The sequence below is a fragment of the Mycobacterium venezuelense genome (assembly GCF_054919535.1).
This window is the reverse complement of record NZ_JBONDW010000011.1, coordinates 141,832-165,170: the sequence shown is the minus strand read 5'-3', so window position 1 is coordinate 165,170 and position 23,339 is coordinate 141,832. Positions and strand designations below refer to the sequence as shown.

15 protein-coding genes are annotated in these 23,339 nt (G+C 67.2%); 1 reads left to right on the top strand and 14 read right to left on the bottom strand.

The genetic code is table 11. The features are described 5' to 3' along the window. The first annotated feature begins 30 nt into the window (after positions 1–30). The gene (locus ACRCUN_RS19670; protein WP_462143301.1) at positions 31–909 is read left to right on the top strand and encodes an MBL fold metallo-hydrolase; all 879 of its coding nucleotides are present in this window, start codon (positions 31–33) and stop codon (positions 907–909) included. Here ACRCUN_RS19670 and ACRCUN_RS19665 read toward each other — a convergent pair. From ACRCUN_RS19665 to glf, 14 genes are all read right to left on the bottom strand, one after another. After that, the gene (locus ACRCUN_RS19665; protein ID WP_462143300.1) at positions 906–2,324 is read right to left on the bottom strand and encodes a phytoene desaturase family protein; all 1,419 of its coding nucleotides are present in this window, start codon (positions 2,322–2,324) and stop codon (positions 906–908) included. The genes ACRCUN_RS19670 and ACRCUN_RS19665 overlap by 4 nt on opposite strands. A gap of 263 nt (positions 2,325–2,587) precedes the next feature. After that, positions 2,588–4,141 carry an acyl-CoA carboxylase subunit beta gene (locus ACRCUN_RS19660; protein WP_462143299.1) on the bottom strand — a complete coding sequence of 518 codons (1,554 nt, stop codon included), beginning with the start codon at positions 4,139–4,141 and terminating at the stop codon, positions 2,588–2,590. Further along, the gene (gene pks13 / locus ACRCUN_RS19655) at positions 4,138–9,567 is read right to left on the bottom strand and encodes a polyketide synthase Pks13 (protein WP_462143298.1); all 5,430 of its coding nucleotides are present in this window, start codon (positions 9,565–9,567) and stop codon (positions 4,138–4,140) included. Before pks13 ends, ACRCUN_RS19660 begins: the two co-directional genes overlap by 4 nt. Before the next feature lie 56 nt (positions 9,568–9,623). After that, entirely contained in the window at positions 9,624–11,516 is a 1,893-nt protein-coding gene (gene fadD32, locus ACRCUN_RS19650; protein WP_462143297.1) for a long-chain-fatty-acid--AMP ligase FadD32, read from the bottom strand. Between the two features lie 231 nt (positions 11,517–11,747). Next, positions 11,748–12,758 (bottom strand): carboxylesterase Culp6, encoded by a 1,011-nt coding sequence (gene culp6 / locus ACRCUN_RS19645; RefSeq protein ID WP_462143296.1) that lies wholly within the window; start codon positions 12,756–12,758, stop codon positions 11,748–11,750. A gap of 18 nt (positions 12,759–12,776) precedes the next feature. Beyond that, complete coding sequence (locus ACRCUN_RS19640) at positions 12,777–13,256, bottom strand: DUF732 domain-containing protein (protein ID WP_462143295.1); 480 nt, start codon at positions 13,254–13,256, stop codon at positions 12,777–12,779. A gap of 54 nt (positions 13,257–13,310) precedes the next feature. Then, positions 13,311–14,213 (bottom strand): alpha/beta hydrolase-fold protein, encoded by a 903-nt coding sequence (locus ACRCUN_RS19635; protein ID WP_462143294.1) that lies wholly within the window; start codon positions 14,211–14,213, stop codon positions 13,311–13,313. A gap of 142 nt (positions 14,214–14,355) precedes the next feature. Further along, entirely contained in the window at positions 14,356–15,357 is a 1,002-nt protein-coding gene (locus tag ACRCUN_RS19630) for an esterase family protein (protein ID WP_462143293.1), read from the bottom strand. 146 nt (positions 15,358–15,503) lie between these two features. Further along, positions 15,504–16,544, bottom strand: a complete 1,041-nt coding sequence (locus tag ACRCUN_RS19625; protein WP_462143292.1) for an esterase family protein — start codon at positions 16,542–16,544, stop codon at positions 15,504–15,506. Positions 16,545–16,616: 72 nt separating this feature from the next. Then, the gene (gene zomB / locus ACRCUN_RS19620) at positions 16,617–18,662 is read right to left on the bottom strand and encodes a terminal beta-(1->2)-arabinofuranosyltransferase (protein WP_462143291.1); all 2,046 of its coding nucleotides are present in this window, start codon (positions 18,660–18,662) and stop codon (positions 16,617–16,619) included. Beyond that, positions 18,640–19,581, bottom strand: coding sequence for a decaprenyl-phosphate phosphoribosyltransferase (locus ACRCUN_RS19615; protein WP_462143335.1), 942 nt, complete (start codon positions 19,579–19,581; stop codon positions 18,640–18,642). Before ACRCUN_RS19615 ends, zomB begins: the two co-directional genes overlap by 23 nt. 41 nt (positions 19,582–19,622) lie before the next feature. After that, positions 19,623–20,180 carry a phosphatase PAP2 family protein gene (locus tag ACRCUN_RS19610; protein WP_462143290.1) on the bottom strand — a complete coding sequence of 186 codons (558 nt, stop codon included), beginning with the start codon at positions 20,178–20,180 and terminating at the stop codon, positions 19,623–19,625. A 1-nt stretch (position 20,181) separates the two neighbouring features. Further along, positions 20,182–22,119, bottom strand: coding sequence for a glycosyltransferase (locus ACRCUN_RS19605; protein ID WP_462143289.1), 1,938 nt, complete (start codon positions 22,117–22,119; stop codon positions 20,182–20,184). Between the two features lie 17 nt (positions 22,120–22,136). Next, complete coding sequence (gene glf, locus ACRCUN_RS19600; RefSeq protein WP_462143288.1) at positions 22,137–23,330, bottom strand: UDP-galactopyranose mutase; 1,194 nt, start codon at positions 23,328–23,330, stop codon at positions 22,137–22,139. Positions 23,331–23,339 lie beyond the last annotated feature (9 nt).

The following is a 23,339-nucleotide window of genomic DNA, read 5'->3' as shown; positions in this document are numbered from 1 at the left end:
TCGCGCACGCTCGCTGCGTACGGTCGAGACATGACTGACCGGGTGAAGCTCGGCAAGGCCGTCGTCACGCGCGCTCTGGAGCTGACGTTCGAGCCCGGGATCGAGTTGTTCGCACAGACGCCCGCCGAGGCGTGGAACGACAACGCCGACTTACTGGTGCCGACGTTCTACACGCCCGACACCGGCAAGTGGCGCGTGGCGATCCAGAGTTGGGTCATCGACGTCGACGGCCTGCGGGTGTTGGTCGACACCGGAGTCGGCAACGGCCGCGACCGCCCCCACCTTCCGGTGCTCGCGAACCTCGACAGCGACTACCTTGGCGTCCTGCGACATTCGGGCATCGACCCGGAAAGTGTCGACGTTGTCGTCAACACCCATCTGCACACCGACCACGTCGGCTGGAACACCAGACGCGACGGCGACGGCTGGGTGCCGACGTTTCCCAACGCGCGCTACCTGATGCCCGAGGCGGACTACCACTTCTTCAGCCCGGACGGTGCCGGCAGCCACAACGGCATGCGAAAGGTGTTCGAAGACAGTGTCGTTCCAGTCGCGGACCAGATGGTGCTTTGGTCTGGCGACCGTCAACTCAGTGAATCACTGTGGCTACGTTCGGCACCGGGACACACGCCGGGGTCGTCGGTGCTGTGGCTCGACGCCGGCCGCCCGGCACTGTTCGTCGGCGACCTGACCCACTGTGCGATACGGATCCCGCGCCCCGGCGACCCCTGCGCATTCGATGTGGACGCCCCGGCCGCGGCGGCGACCCGTCGGCGCATCTTCACCGAAGCGACCCGGCGGCGCGCCACGGTGATACCGGCGCACTACCCGGGCCACGGCGGCGCGACGATCGTGGCGCGTGGGGACCGGTTCCAGGTCGACGACTGGCTCGACCTCCCCGCGATCTAGCGGGTGCGCAGGTACTTCAACGCCTGCGCGGCAGCGTTCGCACCACACATACCGTGCGCACCCGGGCCCGGCGGCGTCGCGGCCGAGCAGATGTAGGTGCCCGGTATGCCGACGGCGTAGGGGCTCAACGCGGGACGCGGGCCGAACACGAGTTGCCTGACATCCTTGGCACCGGTGCAGATGTCGCCACCGACGTAATTGGCGTTGTACACCGACAACTCGGTGGTCGTGCGCACCGCGGTCCCGACGATCCGCTCGCGGAATCCGGGGGCGAACCGCTCGAATTGAGCGATGATCGCGTTCGTCGCGTCACCGGTATAGCCGTGCGGCACATGGGCGTAGGCGTACACCGGGTTCACCCCGCCTGCCGACCGGCCGGGGTCGGCCACGTACTGCTGGCCGACCAGAACGAACGGCCGCTGCGGCATGCGTCCAGCGTGGATGTCGCGTTCGGTCGCAGCGATCTCGTCGAAGTCGCCGCCCAGGTGAACCGTTCCGGCCCGGCCGACGCGCGGGTTGGTCCACGGCACCGGGCCATCAATCGCGAAGTCCACCTTGAAAGCGCCTGGGCCGTAACGGAACCGACGATAGCCACGGGCAGTGCGGCGCGGCAGGCGATCGCCGAGGATATTTACGACGGCCGTCGGCGCGAGGTCGAACATCGTGATGTCGGCGGGCGGAAGGTCCGTGGCCGATGCGACCCGGACGCCGGTCTGCACCTTGCCGCCGGCATCGGCCAGTGCCGCGGCCAACGCATCGGTGAGTGACTGCGATCCACCCTCGGCAACCGCCCACCCGTGCCGGTGCCCGGCCGTGATGATGCCGAGTCCGATCGCCGACGTCATCGGGTAGTGCAGCGGCCGGAAGGTATGTGCGGCAACGCCACCGAACAAAGCCTTGGCCTCCGGCGTGCGGAACACCCGTGCGAACACTGCGGCGGGCAAAACCGTCGGCGCACCGAACCGGGCCAGCGCGAGCGGGTGGTTCGGTATGCGTAGCAGCGGGCCCATGATGTCGTCGGCGAGCGTGTCGAAGCGTGCGGACGGCCCGCCGAACACGGTGCGCCAGCGCGCACCGTCGGCGCCGAGAGCCGCGGCCGTCTCGTCGACACTGCGGTACAACAGACCCGCGTCGCCGCCGTCGAGCGGGTGTGCGCAGTCGATCTCGGGCCAGCGCCACCGCAGACCGTGGCGCTGCAGGTCGAGGCTCGCCAGAAAGGCCGATCCGACAGCCATCGGGTGAATCGCCGCGCAATGGTCATGGATCAGGCCGGGGACGATGCCCTCGCTCGAGCGCACGCCGCCGCCCACCGCGTCCGCGGCCTCGAGGACGGTGACATCGACACCGTTGACCGCCAACGTGATTGCGGCGGCGAGCCCGTTGGGTCCGCCGCCGACCACGACCGCTGTGCTCATGGGCGATCCCCCTTCGCCGTCTTTGAGAGCACTCTAGCCGCCCCGGCGGCCAGCCAACCCGCCTGCCCTGTGGAGAACTTGTGGATGGTTTTCCCGGGGCGCGCCGACACCGCAGCTCATCGCTGGCGCAAACGAATTACACGCTTGTGAGTAACCGCGCGACGCGCACGCTCACCGCAAACGAGCGTGCGCACCTGCAGAGGAAATGGCGGTGTGTCGGGCAGCAGACCCGCACGCTCGCGGTGCGAGGGGACCAGATCCGACTAGATCGGGAGGAGGCCGTGCTTGCGCTGCACGCGGCCGTGCTTCTGCTTGTCGCGCAACAGGTGAAGCGACTTGCGCAGCAGCAGCCGGGTCTCGTGCGGCTGAACGACGGCGTCGATGAACCCGCGCTCGGCCGCGATCCACGGCGTGGCCATGTTGAGGTTGTAGCCCTCGATGAAGTCGGCGCGGATCTTCTGCACCTCGGGCGCAGTGGGATCCGGGAACCGCTTGACCAGCAGCTGGGCCGCGCCCTCGGCACCGATCACCGCGATGCGCGCGGTAGGCCATGCGAAGTTCAGGTCCGCCGAGAGCTGCTTGGAACCCATCACCGCGTAGGCACCCCCGTAGGACTTGCGGATCGTGATGGTCACCTTCGGCACATCGGCCTCGACGACAGCATTGAGGAAGCGGCCGCCGCGCTTGATGATGCCGCCCTTCTCCTGCTCGACACCGGGCAGGAAGCCGGGGGTGTCAACCACGAAGATCAACGGCAGGTTGTAGGAATCGCAGAACCGGACGAAGCCCGCGGCCTTGTCGGATGCCTCGTTGTCAATCGCGCCCGACATGTGCATGGGCTGGTTGGCGATCACACCGACGGGGTGACCGTCCACGCGCGCGAACGCGGTGATCATCGCCTGCCCGCGCTGCGCCGCGACGTCGAACACGTCGCCGTCGTCGAAGATGCGCAGCAGGATCTCGTGCATGTCGTAAGCCATGTTGTCGGCGTCCGGCACGATCGAATCGAGCTCGAGATCGTGCGGGGTGATCTCCGGCTCCAGGCCAGGGTTGACGATGGGGGCATCGTCAAAAGTGTTGGCGGGCAGGAAGCTCAGGTAGTCGCGGACGTACTGGAACGCGGCCTTCTCGTCCTCGACCACCTGGTGGATGTTGCCGTACCGGGCCTGGGCGTCCGCACCGCCGAGTTCGTCGAGGCTGACATCCTCACCGGTGACGTCCTTGATGACGTCCGGGCCGGTCACGAACATGTAGCCCTGATCGCGCACCGCGACCACGAGGTCGGTCTGGATCGGCGAATATACCGCTCCGCCGGCACATTTGCCGAGGATGATGGAGATCTCGGGAACGAAGCCGCGCAGCAGCTCGTGGCGCCTGCCCAGTTCGGCGTACCACGCCAGCGAGGTCACCGCGTCCTGGATGCGCGCGCCGCCGGAGTCGTTGATGCCGATCATCGGACAGCCGACCATCGCGACCCACTCCATGAGGCGGGCCACCTTGCGGCCGAACATCTCGCCGACCGTGCCCTGGAACACCGTCTGGTCGTGGCTGAACACGCCGACCGGGCGGCCGTTGATGGTGCCGTGGCCGGTGACGACGCCGTCGCCGAACAGCGCGTTCGGATCACCTGGCGTCTTGCAGAGCGCGCCGATCTCCAGGAAGCTGCCCGGATCGAGCAGCGCGTGGATGCGGGCCCGCGCGCTCGGGATGCCCTTCTTCTCGCGCTTCGCGACGGCCTTCTCACCGCCGGGTTCCTTTGCCAGTTCGAGCTTCTCGCGGAGTTCGGCCAGCAGTTCGGCAGTGGTCTTGTTCGTCACTTGTGCTCGCTCTCAGCTTCGATACGGTTGAGCGCCTCGCTCATATGCGCACCCACTTTGGCAATGTACGGCTCGTCGATGGCCTGGATGTGCTCGCCCCCGATGTGCACAACCTCGAGGTCCGAGGCGTATTCGCCCCAGCCGCCGTCGGGCTGACGGGTCGCGTACGCGGGCTCGAACACGATCGCGTCATCGTGATAGCGGTCGGCCATGTAGAGCGTGACGTGCCCGTCGTAGGGCTTCATCTCCACGGTGTCGAGCGCGCGGTTGTCGAGGTAGGACGTGCGCTGGTGCTCGACGATCCCGCCGGGGATCTGCACGCCGCTCTCCTTGACGACCTCGAGCACGAACTTGACCTGACCCTCGTCGTCGAGCTTCTCCAGTTCCTCGTAAGGGATCTCGGGCACCTCGACGTTGAAGGTGCGTTCGGCGAACCGCGCGTAGCGGTCCCAACGGGCCCGCATGCCCTCCTTCGACTGGTCGATCGGCTCGCCGGGGCGCACCGTGTCGATCAGCCCGACGAACCGCACGTCGGCTCCGGACTGCTTGAGCCCGATCGCACACGCGTATGCCAGTGCTCCACCGAGCGACCAGCCGGCCAGCACGAACGGACCCTTGTGCATCTCCAGCAGTTTCGGCACGTACTCGGCCGCACGCTCCTCGACCGAGCCCTCGACGCGCTCGATGCCGTAGATCGGGGTGTCGGCGGGCAACCGCTTCATGAGCGGCTCATAGACCACCGTCGACCCGCCCGCCGGGTGGAACACGAAGACGGGAACGTGCGACGAGCCCTCTTTCGACGCCCGCAGTGTGCGGACGAACCCGTCGACCACACCCTCTTCGAGCTGATCGCGAACGGTGCTCGACAACTCCTCGATGGTCTTGGCCGACTTCACGTCGTCGACCGTGATGATGCCCTCGGCCCGCTCCGACAGGCGTTCGGCCATCTTGGTCGCGGTCGCATCGTCGATCGCTGGCAGCTCGTTGAAGATGCCGCCCGGCGACTTGCCGGTGACGATCGCCCACGTCGCGAACGTGACCCGCTCGGCCGCGTCACGCGGCGGCACGTCGGCGCCGAGCGCCTCGGTGACGGCCTCCTGGGTCAGCACCTTGGCGGCAGCCGCCGCGGCGGTCGCCTTGCTCGGGCCGGACGGGCCCGACGGATCCGTCGGCGGCGGCGGGACTGCCGGGCCGCTGGGATCTGTTGGCGGCGGCGGGATCTCGAGTTTCAGCTCGCCGTCGTCGGCAGGCGACTCGGCCGCCTTGTCCGCGGCGATGGGATGCCCGGCCTCGGCCAGCTTGGCCTCAAGCTCGGCAACCGTGGACGCTCCGCCCAGCAGTTCGGCCTGCGCCGCGGCGATCTCTTCGGCCGTCTGCCCCTTCTGGGACTCGGCGAGCTGATCGACCTCGTCGCGGTGCTCGATCGCGTACTTGATGAGCTCCTCGACGTTGTAGAGGTTGGCGTCCCGCACCGCGGTCAGCTGGATCGGGGGCAGGTCGAAGTCATACTCGACGCGGTTCTTGATCCGCACCGCCATCAGCGAATCGAGGCCCAGCTCGATCAGCGGCACCTCCCACGGCAGGTCCTCGGGCTCGTAACCCATTGCGGCGCCGACGATGGTGCCGAGCCGCTGCGCGACGGTCTCACCCGAATCCGGCGACCACTTCTGAAACTCGGCGCCCATGCCTGCTCCGGAAGTCAGGTTGTCGTGCAGGATCGCCGGAGCCGCCCCGGCGGCGACATCAGACTCAGTGTCGTCTTCGACCCGTTCCTGGACGACCACCTCGGTGGCCACACCAGCGCCGGCCGCAGTCGGCAGCGCCGCCGCCGCGCCGCCACGGGTGACGATCGCGTCGTAGACCAACGTGAAGGATTCCTCGATGCGCGCATGCACCTGCACGGTCGCACCACCGGGATGGCGCGTCAGCGTGGTGACCAGTCGCGCACCATCGGCGGGCACGGCGCGCTGCTCGAACGCCGTCAGCTTGGCGTCCGGAAGCACCTGCGCGGCAGCGGCTTTCACCAGCGCGGCCAGATCGATCGCACCCTTCGGCACGTACTCCCACACATGGCGGCCGTCCGGCGTCGCGACGTGGTTACCCGGCATGACCGCCGAGCTGTCACCGGTGAAGTGCGCATCGAGCCAGTGCTGCTTGCGCTTGAACCGCGTCGGCGGGATGTTGGCGAAGTCCAGCGCCCCGGCCAGGCCGGTCGACGGGCGCGGGAACAGCGTCCGGAAATCGAGGTCGTGGCCGTGCACGTACAGGTGCGCCATGGCCGAAATCATCGACGCGACCTCGTCCTGCTTGCGCGCGAGCGTCGGAATGAGTTGCGCGTCGTGCAGACCCGCCGAGGCCGTGGTCAGCCCTACCTGCATGAGCGCCACCGGATTCGGCGCGAGCTCAAGGAACGTGGTGTGGCCGTTGTCGACGGCGTTGCGGATTCCGTGCGTGAAGTAGACGCTGTGGCGCAGACCCTTCTTCCAGTAGTCCACATCGTGGATCGGCTCGGAGCCCGCCCGGATGAGGCGGCCCTCGTGCACGGTCGAGAAGTAGGCCGTCTGAAGCGGTTTGGGCTCGATACCCTGCAGTTCGGCGGCCAACTCGCCGAGCAGCGGATCCATCTGCTGCGTGTGGCTTGCGCCCTTGGTCTGGAACTTGCGGGCGAACTTGCCCTCCGATTCGGCGCGCGCGATGATCGCGTCCACCTGCTCGGGCGGGCCGCCGATGACGGTCTGGTTCGGTGCCGCGTAGACGCAGACCTCCAGGTCCGGATAGTCGGAGAACACCGTCTTGATCTCGTCGGCGGAGTACTCCACCAACGCCATCAACCTGATGTACTCGCCGAACAGCATCGCCTCGCCCTCGCCCATGAGGTGACTGCGCGAGCAGATGGTACGGGTCGCGTCGGCCAGCGACAGGCCGCCGGCGAAGTACGCCGCGGCCGCCTCACCGAGCGACTGACCCACCACGGCAGCGGGTTTCGCGCCGTGCGCCTTGAGCAGTTCACCGAGCGCGATCTGGATGGCGAAGATCACCAACTGGACCACTTCGATGGGATATTCGCACGTGGCGTCGGTGTAGTCGACGGAGTCGTCGAGGATCAGCTCGAGGATCGAATAGCCGCGCTCGTCCTGGATCAACGCGTCGACCTTGTCGATCCACTCCGCGAAGACCGGCTCGCGCAGGTAGAGGCTCTTGCCCATCTTGCGGTGCTGGGCACCGAATCCGGCGAGCACCCACACCGGCCCGTTGGTCACCGGACCGTCGGCGGTGATCACGCTCGGATGCTGCTTGCCGTCGGCCAGCGCGCGCAGACCCTTGATCGCCTCGTCGTGGTCGTGGGCCAGCACGACCGCACGGGACCGGCCGTGGTTGCGCCGCGACAGCGACCGCCCGATCGATTCGAGCGACGACGCGCGACCTTCCTCGCTGTCGATCCAGTCCGCGAGCTCAGCGGCCGCAGCCTTCTTGCGCGAGGTCAGGAACGCCGAAACCGCGAGCGGGACAACCTTCTTCGTCGGCTCGGCGGCGTCGGCCGCCTCGAGTTCCGCACGGGCGACCTCGAGCAGGCGCTTGGCTTCGTCGGTCAGGCCGGGCAGTTCGTGGCTGGCCTCGTCGTAGGACGGGTAGCCATCGCCATCGCCGGATTCATCGTCGCGGATGAACTCGCCGTACTCGTCCATCCGCACACCGCCAACGTAGACGGCGTTGGCATCGTCGGAAGCCGACTTGTCTTCGGCGACTTCGGGTTCAGGCTCGGGCTCGACGAGATCGCTCGGCAGCACCTCGCGCAGCACCAGGTGGGCGTTGGCACCACCGAAGCCGAAGCCCGAAACACCGGTGATGGCGTGCCCGCTGTAGCGCGGCCAATCCGAGACGGTGTCGTTGACCTTGAGGTGTTCCTTGTCGAAGTCGATGTAGGGGTTGGGCCCCGCGTAGTTGATCGACGGCGGCAGCTTGTCGTTGGCCAGCGACAGCGTCATCTTGGCCAGGCTCGCCGCACCGGCGGCCGATTCCAGGTGGCCCACATTGGATTTCACCGCACCGAGCAGCGCGGGCTTCTCGGCGGCGCGGCCTCGGCCGACCACGCGGCCCAGTGCGTCGGCCTCGATCGGGTCGCCGAGGATCGTGCCCGTGCCGTGCGCCTCGATGTAGTCGACGTCGCGCGGATTGATGCCCGCGTCCTTGTAGGCCTTGCGCAGCACCTCGGCCTGCGCATCGGGGTTGGGCGCCAACAGGCCGTTGGACCGGCCGTCGTGGTTGACCGCACTGCCCGCGATGACGGCGAGGATCTGATCGCCATCCCGGCGGGCATCGGAGACGCGCTTGAGGATCAGCATGCCGCCGCCCTCGGAACGCGCGTAGCCGTCGGCATCCGACGAGAACGACTTGATCCGGCCGTCGGACGCCAGCACCCCGCCGACCTCGTCGAAACCGACCGTCACGAGCGGGGTGATCAGCGCGTTGACGCCGCCGACGACCGCGACATCGGCCTCGCCGGCACGCAGCGCCTGTACACCCTGATGCGCGGCCACAAGCGAACTCGAGCACGCGGTGTCGACCGACACCGACGGCCCACGGAAGTCGTAGAAGTACGAAACCCGGTTGGCGATGATCGAACTCGCCGTACCGGTGATGGCGTACGGGTGTGCGACCGACGGGTCGCTCATCGCCAGGAAGCTGTAGTCGTTGGTCGAATTGCCGATGTACACACCGACACTCGTGCCGCGCAGGCTCGACGCCGGGATCCGGGCGTGCTCCAGCGCCTCCCACGTGAGCTCGAGCGCCATGCGCTGCTGCGGGTCGATGTTGTCGGCTTCCATCTTCGACAGCGCGAAGAACTCGGAGTCGAAACCCTTGATGTCGGAGAGGTATCCGCCACGTGTGCGGGCCTTGGCGACGCGCTCGGCGATGCGCGGCTCGTCGAGGAACTCCTCCCACCGGCCCTCGGGCAGGTCGGTGATGCAGTCCTTCCCGGCGAGCAGCGCCTCCCACATCTCGTCCGGGCTGTTCAGATCGCCGGGGAAGCGGGTTGCGACGCCGACGATCGCGATGTCCTCGACATCGCGATCACGCGACCAGTCCTCGTCGTCGGGGTTGAATTCGACCTCGGGCTCACCCTCGATGATCACGGTGGCCAGCGACTCGATCGTCGGGTGGCGGAACGCCACGGTGGCCGTCAGCGTGACACCGGTGAGGTCCTCGATGTCGCTGGCCATGGCCACCGCGTCACGCGAGGACAGGCCGAGTTCGACCATCGCGGTGGACTCGTCGATCGCGTCGGGCGACTGCCCGGTGGCGTTGGCCACCCACTTGCGCAGCCACTCGCGCATCTCGGCGACGCTCATATCCGGGCGCGACGCCGGCGCAGCGGCAGGCTCGGTGGCCTCTGGAAGATTCGAATCGTTCTGTGTTTCATCCATTTTCAGGTCACCTTTGCCAGTCGGCGGCACACACCGCCGGTCGGGTGGAAGTCAGATCAGTCGGTCTCGTCCGGGAACGCGTTGGCCACCTTGCCGCTGCGCAGGCTGCCGTCCAGGTATGCGGCGCGGCAGGCGCGGCGGCCGATCTTGCCGCTCGAGGTGCGCGGGATCGCGCCCGCTGCGGTCAGCAGCACGTCGCGCACCGTGACGCCGTGGCGCACCGCGATCGCGGCGCGGATGTCGTCGGTGATCGGTCCGACGTCGAGCTTGTGCGCGCCGGGTGCCCGCTCGGCGACGATCACCAATTGCTCGGAGGTGTCGTCCGCATCGCGCTTGAGGCCCGAGTGTGCGTTCTCGAACACCTCGTCGGGCAGCTGGTTGGCAGGCACCGAGAACGCCGCGACGTACCCGGTGCGCACTGCCTTGCTGGCCTCCTGCGCGGAGTACTCCAGATCCTGCGGGTAGTGGTTGCGGCCGTCGATGATGACGAGATCCTTGACGCGGCCGGTGATGTAGAGATCGCCGTCGTAGAAGGCACCGTAGTCACCGGTGCGTACCCAGGTGGCGTCGTCGGCCGCGCCTTCGGCGTGCGACGGGCTGGTGCGCGACTTGAGGATGTTGTGGAAGGTTTCGACGGTCTCGCGGTCCTTGCCCCAGTAACCCGTGCCCATGTTCTGGCCGCTGATCCAGATCTCGCCGATCTGGCCGTCGGGCAGCTCGGTCGCGCTCTCGGCATCGACGATCACTGCCCACTCGGACAGGCCGACCTTGCCCGCAGACGCCTGCGCCACGGCCTTGGGCGAGTCGGCGTCCACCTCGACGATGCGCCCGGAGTTCAACGCATCGCGGTCCACCGAGATGATCTTGGGCTCTTCCGCCGACGGCGTGGTGGACACGAACAGCGTGGCCTCGGCGAGGCCGTAGGACGGCTTGATGGCCTTGGGCGGGAAGCCGAACGGGCCGAACGCCTCGTTGAACCGGCGCACCGTGGCCGCCGAGATCGGCTCACTGCCGTTGAGGACGGCCTTGACGTTGGACAGGTCCAGCGGCGCCGAGCCTTCCTTCGGCACACCGCGGGCCGCGGCATGGTCGAACGCGAAGTTCGGGGCGACCGAGATCGTGCCGCCGGTGTCGCCCTCCTTGCGGGCGAGCTCACGGATCCAGCGTTCGGGGCGCCGCACGAACGCCGCGGGCGTCATGAACGTGAAGTAGTGGCCGATCATGGGCGCCAGCAGCGCTGTGATCAGACCCATGTCGTGGAAGAACGGCAGCCAGGACAGGCCACGGTCCCCTTCCTCACCCTCCAGGGCCTCGATCACCTGGACGACGTTGGTCGCCAGGTTGAGGTGCGTGATCTGCACACCGGTCGGGATGCGCGTCGACCCGGAGGTGTACTGCAGATAGGCGATGGTGGTCTCGTCCGGCTCGTCCGGGTTGATCCACGTCGCCGCGACGTCGTCGGGCACCGCGTCGACCGCGATGACTCGCGGGCGCTGGTTGGCCGGCCGGCTGCGGAAGAACTTGCGCACGCCTTCGGCGGCCTCGGTCGTGGTCAGGATCGCCGAGGGATGGCAGTTGTCGAGCACCGCATGCAGGCGGCCGACATGGCCCGGCTCGGACGGATCGAACAGCGGAACCGCGATGCGGCCGGCATAGAGCGCACCGAAGAACGCGACGAGGTAATCGAGATTCTGCGGGCACAGGATCGCGACGCGGTCACCCGGCTCGGTGACCTGCTGCAGCCGGGCGGCCACCGCCTTGTTGCGGGCGCTGAACTGCGCCCAGGTCAGGTCACGGGCGACACCGTCGCGCTCGGTCGAGAAGTCCAGGAAGCGGTAGGCGAGTTTGTCCCCGCGTACCTTCGCCCAGCGCTCGACGTGGGCGACGATACTGCTGCCGTCAGGGAACTTGATCTGTCCGTTCTTGATGAACGGATTGTGGAACGGCATATCACTCTCCTGTCAGAGCCGCACTCATCGCGTTGTCGCACGTAATTCGCGGTGCGTCGCAGCCACTCGACCGGCCGAACGTACCCAAACCCGGAGCATCGTACCGGGCTTGCGGATCAGCACTCACCGATCAGCAGGTCCCGGCTGGCCATCTCCTCGCGTGCGAGGTGCTCTTACTTTTCTCTTAATGTTAAGGGAACTTACTAGTCCCGACCAAATCCGGCGCGCGCATCACCCGTGTTTGGGATGCGGCGCATTTTCGACGAGCCCCTTGGCCCAGTTCAGCGTCCACTGCGTGGCCGTCTGGCCGTTCTCGACCCAGAATTGCGGAGTGTTGTACAGCGCGTGCACCGGGCCGGCCGCGCTGCCCGACAACGTCTCCAGAGTCTTAGGAAGATTGAGGATGGAGAACGCTTCCTCGGGTGCCGAGCAGATCAGATCACCCGTACCGCAGATCTCGAACGTGCGGTCGTTGAGCGCCCCGAACCCACCGGGCCGCGGCCCGGTCATCGACAGACCCAGCGCCGAGAGCGTCGGAACCTCGTGCAACGTGATCTCGGCGCCCTGTCCGACGGGGTTGGGGCCCACGTCCTGGCCCACGCCCATCTGCCTGCGGCCGTCGGCGATCAGCGTCACGCCGAGTACGAGATCCTGGTCCACGGGGCCGCGGCCGTTGCCGATGTCGCTGGCCACGTCGCCGCCGATGACCGCGCCCTGCGAGAAGCCGGCAATCACGTAACTCGTCAGCGGGCAGCGGTCGTTCATGTCCGTCATCGCCTTGACCGTGGCGCGGGTGCCCTCGGCGCGGCTGTCGTTGTAGGACATCTGCTTGTCGGCCGAGAACGGGTTATGGAACTGCGCGGTGTACGGCACGGTGAACACCTGCAGGCGTTCGGGCCCGAACTGCTCGGCCAGCGGCCTGCTGATGTTCGTCATCAACGACAGCGGGAACTGCGTCGGGTTGAACGGATCGTCGGTGGGTGAGGACTCCCAGGTACCCGGGATCGAAATCATCATCACGTCCGGGCAGTCGGCGGACTGGAACTCCGGACGGGGCTTGCGCGTCGTCGGCGGCACGGGCACGCCGGCCGGTGGCTGGGCGCTAGGGGGCGCCGACGGCGTCTCGGGACGCCGCATCACGACCACAACGATGGCCACCACGAGGACCACAACGAGCGCCATCGCCCCGGCGGCGATCAGGGCCAGGATGCGGTGGCGCTTACGCCGAGCGTTCTTTGCCATGAATTGTGAGTGCTCCTGCTAGCAGAGTCGTTCAGTTGCGATGCGGATGTAGTCGGAGGTCGCGGCGTTGACCTCGCCGGGCACCTCGGCGCCCCCGTCCCCCGAGTGGGCGGTGCGCACATCGCTGCGCACCAGCGGCAGTACAAAGTCCCACACCGCCTGATCATTCTGCTTGGCAGCCCTGGCCTGGCACACGTGTGACCCGATCGACAGTGCCAGCAGGTCACTGGACGGTTTGACCCCGGCCTCGCGCAGCGCGTCCAGATACGCCTGCTGCTGGCTGCTGATGACAAGCTGACCGTTACGGCCCTGCTGCGGCGACGCGTCAACCGACGGGAGAACGCCCGACTGCGCCTGCGTGTCCTTGATTTGCGAGCTCGGCAATGCCAGGGGCGCCATGATGTCGCTGCCCGCATCGCACCCGCTCAGCAGCGATGCAGCCGACACCGCGAGGGCCGTCGCGATGGCCGGGGTGGCCGACCGTACCGTGTGCTGCACGACTCCACCGTACCGGCTGCCCAAAAGTGCCCCGGCGCAGGTGATTCGCGTCGACTACTGGATCGTGGCGACCAGTTCGCCCGACATCAGCGCCAGCTGCGGCGCCCAGCTACCCCAGTCGTGCTGCCCGGCCGACGGGAAGTCGAAGTGGCCGTTGCTGCCGCCGACGGCACGGTAGTGCTGATAGAACGCACGGTTGCTGCCCTGGGCCTGATCGCAGTAGCCGATCATCGCGGCCGGGTCGCTACACGTGAGCGTTCCGGGGCTGAACACCCACAACCGGGTGTTCGCGTTGGCCAGCAACTGCACGTGCACGTCAGGGTCGTGCCACTTCCAGCGGCCGAACTGTGGCGGTCCCCACATGCGATTGGTGTCCACGTTGCCGAAGCGGTTCAGCCCGGCGGTGATCGCACCGTTGAGGGTCGTGGCCGACGGCGTCAGGAACCCGGACAGCGACCCCGCGAACCGGAACCGGTCCGGGTGGAACGCGGCCAGTGTCAACGCGGCGGTACCGCCCTGGGCCGCGCCGACGACGCCGTGCCCGTTGGGCGCCAGGCCCTTGTTGGCGGCCAGCCAGTCCGGCAGCTCAACCGACAGGAACGTCTCCCATTGCTTGCTGCCGTCCTGCTCCCAGTTCGTGTACAGGCTCCACGCGCCACCGGCCGGCGCGGCCACCGAGATACCGCGGCCCGCGAGCGTCGTCATGGCGTGGCCGGCGTTGACCCAGTTGCTCACATCGGGTGCGGCGTTGAACGCGTCGAGCAGGAACACCGCGTGCGGTCCACCGCCCTGGAACGCGACGGGGATGTCGCGGCCCATCGCCGCCGACGGCACCATGAGGAATTCGACGCCTTCGGCCCGCGCGGGCGCGCCCGCGGCCGTGGACGCCGTCCACAGCCCGGCAGCCAGTACCGCCGACAGCAGAATCGCTCGCACCACACTCAACGCACGCCTCATCCTCAACCCTCCTGCTGCCGACCCGCGTTGTAGTGAACCACATCCGTGCCGCGGGTTACGCCGGAAACGACTGACGGCGGCGACCCCGTGAAGGGATCGCCGCCGCCAGCTCAACTCGATTCGGCCGTCAGCCGCCGTCCGCTCAGGCGGTCGGGGTGGCGCCGAGCACGCGCTGCAGGTCAGGCTTCATGGCCTGCAGCTGCTGGCCCCAGTAGGCCCAGTTGTGCGTACCGCTCTGCGGGAAGTTGAACACCGCGTTCCGGCCACCGGCCTCGATGTACTTCTCCTGGAAGGTCGAGTTCGTCCGGCAGACGAAGCCCTCGAGGAACTTGGCAGGCATATCGGTGCCGCCCAGCTCGCCCGGCTTGCCGTTACCGCAGTACACCCACAGGCGGATGCCGCTGTTCGCCAGTGCGGCGACGTTCTCGGTCGGGTCGTTGGCCTTCCACGCCGGGTCGTCCGACTTGCCCCACATGTCCTCGGCCTTGTAGCCGCCTGCGTCACCCATCGAGACCCCGATCAGCGTGGGCCACCAACCCTCGGACGGGTTGAGTGTCCCCGACAGGGAACCGGCGTAGATGAACTGCTGCGGGTGGCGCAGCGCCAGCATCAGCGCGGACGAACCGGCCATCGACAGACCCACCACGGCGCTGCCGGTCGGCTTGACGTCCCGGTTGGCGGACAGCCAGGCAGGCAGCTCCTGGGTAAGGAAGGTCTCCCACTTGTAGGTCTTGCAGCCACCGTCCTTGCTGCCGCACGCCGGCTTGTACCAGTCGGCGTAGAAGCTCGACTGACCGCCGACGGGCATCACGACGGAGATGCCCGAGTTCAGGAACCACTCGAACGTCGGGAGTTCGATGTCCCAACCGCTCTGGTCCTCGCGGGCGCGCATGCCGTCGAGCAGGTACAGCGCGGGAGCCCCCGGGCCACCACTCTGGAACTCGACCTTGATATTGCGCCCCATCCCGGCCGACGGCACTTCGAGATACTCGACCGGCAAGCCGGGTCGAGACCAGGCTCCAGCGGTCGCCGAGCCGCCGACGACGCCGACCAGGCCAGGCAGCACGGCCGCGATCGCGGCCGCAACCGTCAGCCGGCGCGACAGGCCTGCCGCTGCGCCGCGCATCTTCCCAACGAACTTCATTCCGCTCCCTATCTGATCTCTCATCTGTCGTATTCCAGTCATATTTCGCGAGCCGGGTCCCCTGACCCAGCCGGCTCGCGTGCCCGTGTAGTCAACCACACGTGCGCGTGACGTTTCTTTCCAGCAGTTGTCGTCCTGGTTGCCCCTCAGCCGTTCAGTGTCGCGATCAGGTCAGGTTTGAGGGCCGTCAACTGCGAGCCCCAGTACGGCCACGCGTGGTTGCCCGCAGGTGGGAAGTGAAAGCTCGCGTTACGACCGCCCGCCTTGACGTAGGCGTCCTGAAAGTCCTTGTTGCTCTTGATCGCCAGCGTCTCCAGACTGTTGGCGCTCATCGCCAGATTGGGGTCGGCGCCCTCGTCGAGCGGCGTCGAGCCGCCCGGCGCGCAGTAGATCCACAGGCGCGTACCGTTCGCGACGATCTTGGCGACCTGCTTGACAGGGTCGTTGCGCTTCCAGGCGCCGTCCCATGGCGCACCCCACATGTTGTCGACGTTGTAGCCGCCGGCATCGAGCATCGCGACCCGGATGGCCTGCTGCATCAGCAGCGACGACGGGTTGAGAAAGCCCGACAGCGACGCCGCGTAGCGGAACTGGCCAGGGTGATATGCCGACAAGATCAGTGCCGCGCTACCCGACATCGACAGCCCGACGACGCCGTTGCCGGTCTGCGAGACCTGCTTGTTGGCGGCCAGCCACGCCGGCAGTTCCTGGGTGAGGAACGTCTCCCATTTATAGGTATAGGTCTGGTTGTTGAAACTCGACGGCGAATACCAGTCGCTGTAGAAGCTGGACTGCCCGCCGACGGGCATCACCGTGGAGATTCCCGACCCGTAGAACCACTCGAACGCCGGGGTGTTGATGTCCCAGCCGCTGTAATCGTCCTGTGCACGCAGACCGTCGAGGAGATAGACGGCCCGGCTCGGCTGCGGAGCCGGTGCCGCGGGTGGCGCAGTACCGTCGGCCGGTGGCGCCGGGGTCTCCGACGGCCCCTGGAACTGCACCCGGATGTTGCGGCCCATCGACGGCGAGTACACGTCGAGGTACTCGACGGGCAGTCCTTCGCGACTGAACCCCGACGCGGTCGGTTCACCGGTCACGACGGCGAGTGTGGGCAACGACACAGCCGCGGCGGCGATCGCCAAGATCCGACGACCCCAAATCCGCGCAGCGTTCACCCCAGGAGTCATCGGCTTCTTACCGTCCGTTCGTGTGTCCGTGGCCACGTGCTCGCTTGGGTATCGACACCCCGCGGCCGGGCGTTACGGACCGGTCGCCGGCATCCCGGTGTACGGCGGCTGTTTGGGCGCCGGGATCTCCAGACCACAGCGCTCCAGCTCGTAGAGCGGCACCCGGTCGATCCGGTACTTGGTGAACTCGTAGGCGTGCCACAGATTGGACAGGAACCGGCGCGGGGTCAGTTCGCCGCGTACGGAATTCAGCATCGCGTCGGTCGCGGGGCACTTGAGTGCCGCCTCGGCCTGGGCGATCCAGTCCTCGTCCAGATACGCAGGCACGTATGGGCGGGTCTTGATGAACGGGCCCTCGGCCACCGCCCAATCCGGGAAGAGGTTCTTGTCGTGCCCGATGCGGCCGTCGGTCAGCCGCTGGGTGTGCATCGCCAACGGGTTTGCCAGGCCGATCTGGTCGATGACCCGGACGTCGAGACCGACGTTCATGCCCAGCATGCCCATGTTCGTGAAAAACACTGTGTGCGGGGCTTCGTACGCCGCCCGCACTTCGGGCGGAGTGTCAGGCGGCAGCGGAATCGCAGGCACCACATCCCACTGGTCATAGTTGCCCGACGGCAACAGCAACGCGCCTTCCGGCGTGTTGTTGATAGCGGTCAGCACCGCGCGCATGCGGGGGTAGTCGAGATAGTCGGCCGCGGTCAGCGGATGTGCGTGGCCGGTGGCCTGTGCGTAGAAGCGGCGCTCGTCGACGATGCCGCTGTAGGTGACGCGCGTGGCGTCGGCACCCATGCCCGGTGAATTCGCCGCCCAGATCGACCAGCCGACCACCGCGGCCCACAGCACGCTCGTCGCCGCGGCCAGCAGATAGCCCGTCTCCCTGGTGAACTTCGTGCCGTCGGGCAACACCACGGGTATCACCGCCACCGGTGCCAGCATGCAGAACAGCGGCGTGAGGAGCACGCGGCCGTGCATGAAGTCACCGCCCTGACGCACCCAGTAGATGCCCTGCAGCAATCCGCTCAACACCATGAAAATCACGACGGCAGGCGGACTCTGGACGGTGCGCGCCAACCAGCCGTACCCGCGCGGAACCTGCCTGCGGACCCACCACGGCCGAGTTCTGGTGGCCAGCAGCACGATTCCCAACAGGACCAGCAGGAGCGCGGGCACCCACAGGAGATAGGGCTTGTTGAAGTTGGTGAGATAGACGAAACCCTGCGACCATTTCGAGCCAGAGGCGTCCTTGGCCACCGCGGTGCCCGGTACCAGCAGGGCGTAATAGCCCATCCGGAAGATCTGATAGACCACCGGCAGCAGCCCACCCGCCACGATGATCAGCGCCCGGCGGCGCCATCCGCGCGCGGCCACCAGCATCATGATCAGCGCGCCGCCGCCGATGAGCGCCAGCTCGGGCCGAACGAGCACGCTCAGACCCGCCACGACGGCCAGCGCGCCCTCGAAGAAGCGGCCGGGGATGTCGCGCGGCCCGGTCGGCTGCGCGCCGCGGTCCGGCGGGGACGGGTAAGCCCGCAGGGCCTGCGACCAGCACACCAGCATCCACCACAGCAGGCCCAGATACGCCAGTACCAAACCGTTTTCGAGGCCCGAGGTGGCGAAGTCGCGGGCCGGCGGAACCGCGATGTATACGAGTGCGCCTGCGGGCAGCAGCAGGGCCCGGCGACCCTGCAGGCTCGGTGCGTAGAGCCGCCCGGTGCCGAGCATGACCAGAACGACGCCGAGAATGCTCAGGATCAGAGCCAGGTAGAGCACGACGTATTCGAGCCGGACCGAGCCGCCGATCCAGGCGAAGAACGTCACGAGGTAGGTCCACAGGGTGGAGGTGTTGGCCTCAACGCGCTCACCGGCGTTGAAGACCGGGCCGTTGCCCGCCAACAGGTTTCGCACCGTGCGCAGCACGATCAACCCGTCGTCGGCGATCCAGCGACGTTGCCAGGCGCCCCACCCGAACAGCCCGGCCACCACCAGCACACTGACCCACAGGCTGATGCGGACCGAGATGTCATAAGGGAACGCAGGCCAGCGGGCCATGCGTTCCCCGGCACCGCCGGCCAGGCGGCGCGCATTCAGCCGGTCAGCTGAAATAGATAGCTGCACCGATGGTTCCGATCCACGCCAGGAACAGGATCTGCAACACCCGGTCTTTCAGCGCGATCTCCTCGGGCTCACCGGCGATGCCGCCATCGATGTCTACTGCGTAGCGCAGGATCGCGATCGTCCACGGGACGATCGTGACCGCATACCACGACGCGTCCTGCCCGTCGATCCCCAGCGGATCGCTGGCGCTGTCGCGGCCGAATGCCCACAAACCGTACGAGACCACGACTGCGGTGGCCGACAGCGTCCACACGAAGCGCAGGTAGCTGCTCGTGTAGCGCTCGAGCGACTTGCGGATCTTGGCTCCGGTGCGCTCCGACAACTGCAGTTCGGCGTAGCGCTTTCCGGCCGCCATGAACAACGAACCGAAGGCCATCACCAACAGGAACCATTGCGACAGCCCGATGTCGGCGGCCACACCGCCCGCGATGGCGCGGATCAGAAAGCCGGACGACACGATGCAGATGTCCAGCACGGCCTGGTGTTTGAGGCCGAAGCAGTACGCCAGCTGGATGACGAGGTACACGGCCATCACGACCGCCAGGTTGGGCGTCAACAACCACGAGATGATCAGCGAGGCCGCGGCCAGCACGACCGCCAGCGTGTAGGCCATCCACTCCGGCACCACACCGGCCGCGATCGGGCGGAAGCGTTTGGTCGGATGGGCCCGGTCGGCCTCGACGTCACGGGCGTCGTTGACCAGATAGATCGACGACGCGGCCAGGCAGAACACCACGAAGGCGATCGACACCTTGACGGCGAGATCGCCGTAGTCATACTCGATGCCGCTGCCGACCGCGGCCAGCGGTGCCGCCAGCACCAGAAGGTTTTTCACCCACTGCCGGGGCCGAACCGCCTTGACCAGCCCGGCAGCCAAATTCTTCGGCGGGCCGGCGACCGGCTGGGCTTCCTCACTCATGTGGGTTGTGCTCATCGTTCTCGCGCTCCGTTGCGACCTGCTCACCGACGCTCATCAGTCTCCTTCGGCCCGGCACCCACAGAATCCGAGATCCTACCGACCGCCTTGCCGACTGTTTTTCCGACGAGCGTCCCGACGACCACCCCGGTCAGGACATCGGTCGGATAGTGCACGCCGAGCACCAGGCGCGACAGCGCCATCGGCGGGACCAGCAGAGCAGGCATCGGCAGCCCGGTCGTCCTGGCCAGCAGCACCGCGGCGGCCGTGGTCGAGGTCGCATGCGCCGACGGGAAACTCAGCCGGCTGGGTGTCCCCACATTGACGGCGATGTCGGGATGATGGGGCCGTTCGCGGCGCACGACTCGCTTGATCAGCACCGCCGCGGCGTGCGCAACGAAAGCGCCGACTCCCACCGCGATCCACGACTTGCGCCGTGCCGGCTGCGCCACCGCACCCGCGGCGGCCACCGCCACCCATCCCGCACTGTGCTCGCCGAAGTGCGACAGGGCTCGCGCACCGGCCAATACTCCTGGCCGGCCGGCCAATGCCGATTGCACGGCAACCAGCACGGCGTCCTCGCCGCGTGGGGCGTCGCTCATGTCAGACTTTCTCCGCCGACTCGGTGAGCAGCACGGACTCCCACTTCTGGGTGCTGGTCAGGGTGGGCAGGGCACCGCGGTACACCTTGCGCATCCGGTTGAACTGGCGGGCCACCCGCGCCTGCTGGCGCAACGAAGCCCTAAGCAGCTCAAACATTTTCGCGCGGTCGCGCTGGCGGTACACCACGCCGCGGCCGTCCGCGGTCGTGACGGTGACACCGTCGACCCGGCACAGCGAGAACCACCGCGCATCCTGCGTGGCCACGTTGATCTGCGGCCGGACGTGAGTCTCTGGGTCGTGTTCGCGTAACTGGTGGACGACGCCCCTGGCCAGGTTCACCGCGATCGCGGCCTTGGACACCGGGATACCGATCTTCTTGCGCTTCATGTCCGATGCCGGCGGCAGCGCCGTCGCACCGGGGAGTACGACGGCGTCGGGGAACTCCGAGCGGAGCTTGCGGATGTCGGGTAACGCCGACTCCAGAATGGAGAAGATGTGCTCGGGACCGGCCAGGAAGTCCTCCATGGCCTGGTTCTGGATGGCCACCGTCGAATATTCAAGGCACAGAAGGTGTTTGAACGTCGCCTTCAGATGGCTGGCCAGCAGGCCGCTGATCGGGCCGTCCCAGTGCAGCGCCGCGACCACCAGGCGGTTTCGCAGGTGGAAATAGGCCTGCCAGTCGATCGCGTCGTCCTTGTCGCTCCAGGCCATGTGCCAGATCGCGGCGCCCGGCAGGGTGATGGTGGGATAACCGTGCTCACCGGCCCGCAGCCCGTACTCGACGTCGTCCCATTTGATAAACAGCGGCATGGGCTGGCCGAGTTCTTCGGCGACCTGCCGCGGGATCATGCACATCCACCAGCCGTTGAAGTCGACATCGATCCGGCGGTGAAGCAGCTTGGTACGCGGTTGTTCGGCGTCGCTCAGCGCGTACTTCGCGAAATCGTGGTCGTATTCGGCGTTGGGCGCCGCAGACCACATGAAGTTCGTGCGGTCCACCATCTCGCCCATGATGTGCAGGTGCGACGGCTCCTGCAGGTTGAGCATCTGACCGCCGACGAGGGTCGGCTCTTTCGCGAACCGGTTCATCGCGAGCGCCCGCAGGATCGAATCGGGTTCGATGCGGATGTCGTCGTCCATGAACAGGATCTGTTCGCAGTCGGTGTTTTTCAGCGCCTCGTACATAACGCGGCTGTAGCCGCCCGAGCCGCCAAGGTTGGGCTGGTTGTGCACGGACAGCCGGTCGCCAAGGCGCTCGGCGGCCTCGTCGAAGCCAGGGTGGTCCTTGGCCTTGCTGGTGCCCTGGTCGGACACGATGACCGCGGAGATCACCTCGTCGACCAGCGGATCGGCGGTCAGCGCGGTCAGCGCGTTGACGCAATCCGCCGGCCGGTTGAAGGTCGGGATTCCGACCGCGACGTTGGCGCGGCCCGGCGCGGGTTTGGGGGCATACCAACCGGCGCTGTGCACGCGCACCGCCGTGTCGGTGGTGATGTCGAACCAGATCCAGCCGCCGTCCTCGAACGGCGAGATGTCGATCTCGAATTCCACGGCAGCGGGTTCAGCGGAGTCGCCGCTTGAGACCGGGGCGCCTCCGACGGTGATGCGCGCACCGGTGGCCTTCGACCGGTAAACGTCGACGCGCGCGCTGCCGGTGAGTTCGACGCGCAGCACCACGGTGTCGAGCGTCGACCAGCGCCGCCAGTAGCTGGCCGGGAACGCGTTGAAGTAGGTGGCGAACGAGACCTCGGACTCCGCACCGATCTCCAGCGTGGTGCGGGTCGGCGCATGCGCGCGCCTGGCGTTGGTGGTCGATTCCTCTATATAGAGCTTGCGCACGTCCAGCGGCTCGCCCGGTCGAGGCAGTATGACGCGGGCCAGCAGACTGACCGCCCTGGATTCTCCGGCATCAAGTGCGCCGGACGGGATGTCACTCATGCGTTGCTGCTTCCTGTTCAAGTCTCGAGATCGGTTATCAGCGGCGCACCGTCGGACAGATGCGGTGCCAGGGTGTTGTCGTACATGCTGAGCGCGCTCGCGATGGCCATGTGCATGTCGAGGTATTGGTAGGTGCCCAGCCGGCCACCGAAAAGCACCTTCGCCGAGGCGGTTTCGGCCTTCGCGCGGGCCCGGTAGGCCGTGAGCAGGGTTCGGTCGGCCTCGGTGTTGATGGGGTAGTACGGCTCGTCGTCGTCGGCGGCGAACCGCGAGAACTCCCGCATGATCACGGTCTTGTCGGTCGGGTAGGCCCGCTCGGGGTGGAAATGCCGGAACTCGTGGATGCGCGTGTAAGGCACTTCCATGTCGTTGTAGTTCATCACCGGGGTGCCCTGGAAATCACCCGTGTCGAGGACTTCCACCTCGAAATCGAGTGTGCGCCAGCCCAGCCGGCCCTCGGCGTAGTCGAAGTAGCGGTCCAGTGGCCCGGTATAGACGACCGGGGCATTGAGGTTTTCGGCCCGCAGTGCGTCCCGCACGTCGAACCAGTCGGTGTCCAGGCGCACCTCGATGCGCTCGTCGGCGGCCATGTTCTGCAGCCACGCGGTGTAGCCGTCGGCGGGCAGCCCTTCATACGTGTCGTTGAAGTAGCGATTGTCGAACGTGTAGCGCACCGGCAGCCGGGTGATGTTGGCGGCGGGCAGTTCCTTGGGGTCGGTCTGCCATTGCTTGGCGGTGTAGTGCTTGATGAAGGCCTCGTAGAGCGGACGGCCGATCAGCGAGATGGCCTTCTCTTCGAGGTTCTGCGCATCTTCGGTCTTGATCTCCGAGGACTGCTCGGCGATGAGCACGCGGGCCTCGTCGGGCGTGAAGTAGCGGCCGAAGAACTGGCTCACCAGGCCAAGGCCCATCGGCAGCGGGTACGCCTGGCCTTTGTGCATCCCGAAGACCCGGTGTTGGTAACCGGTGAACTCGGTGAACTGCCGCACGTAGTCCCACACCCGCTTGTTGGAGGTGTGGAACAGGTGCGCCCCGTACTTGTGGACTTCGATACCGGTCTGCGGATCGGCTTCGGAATAGGCGTTACCGCCGATGTGCGGGCGACGCTCGATAACAAGGACGCGTTTGTCCAGTTGCGTCGCCACGCGCTCGGCGATCGTCAGACCGAAGAATCCGGAACCGACGACATAGAGGTCAAAACGAGCGGTCATCGGCAGCCA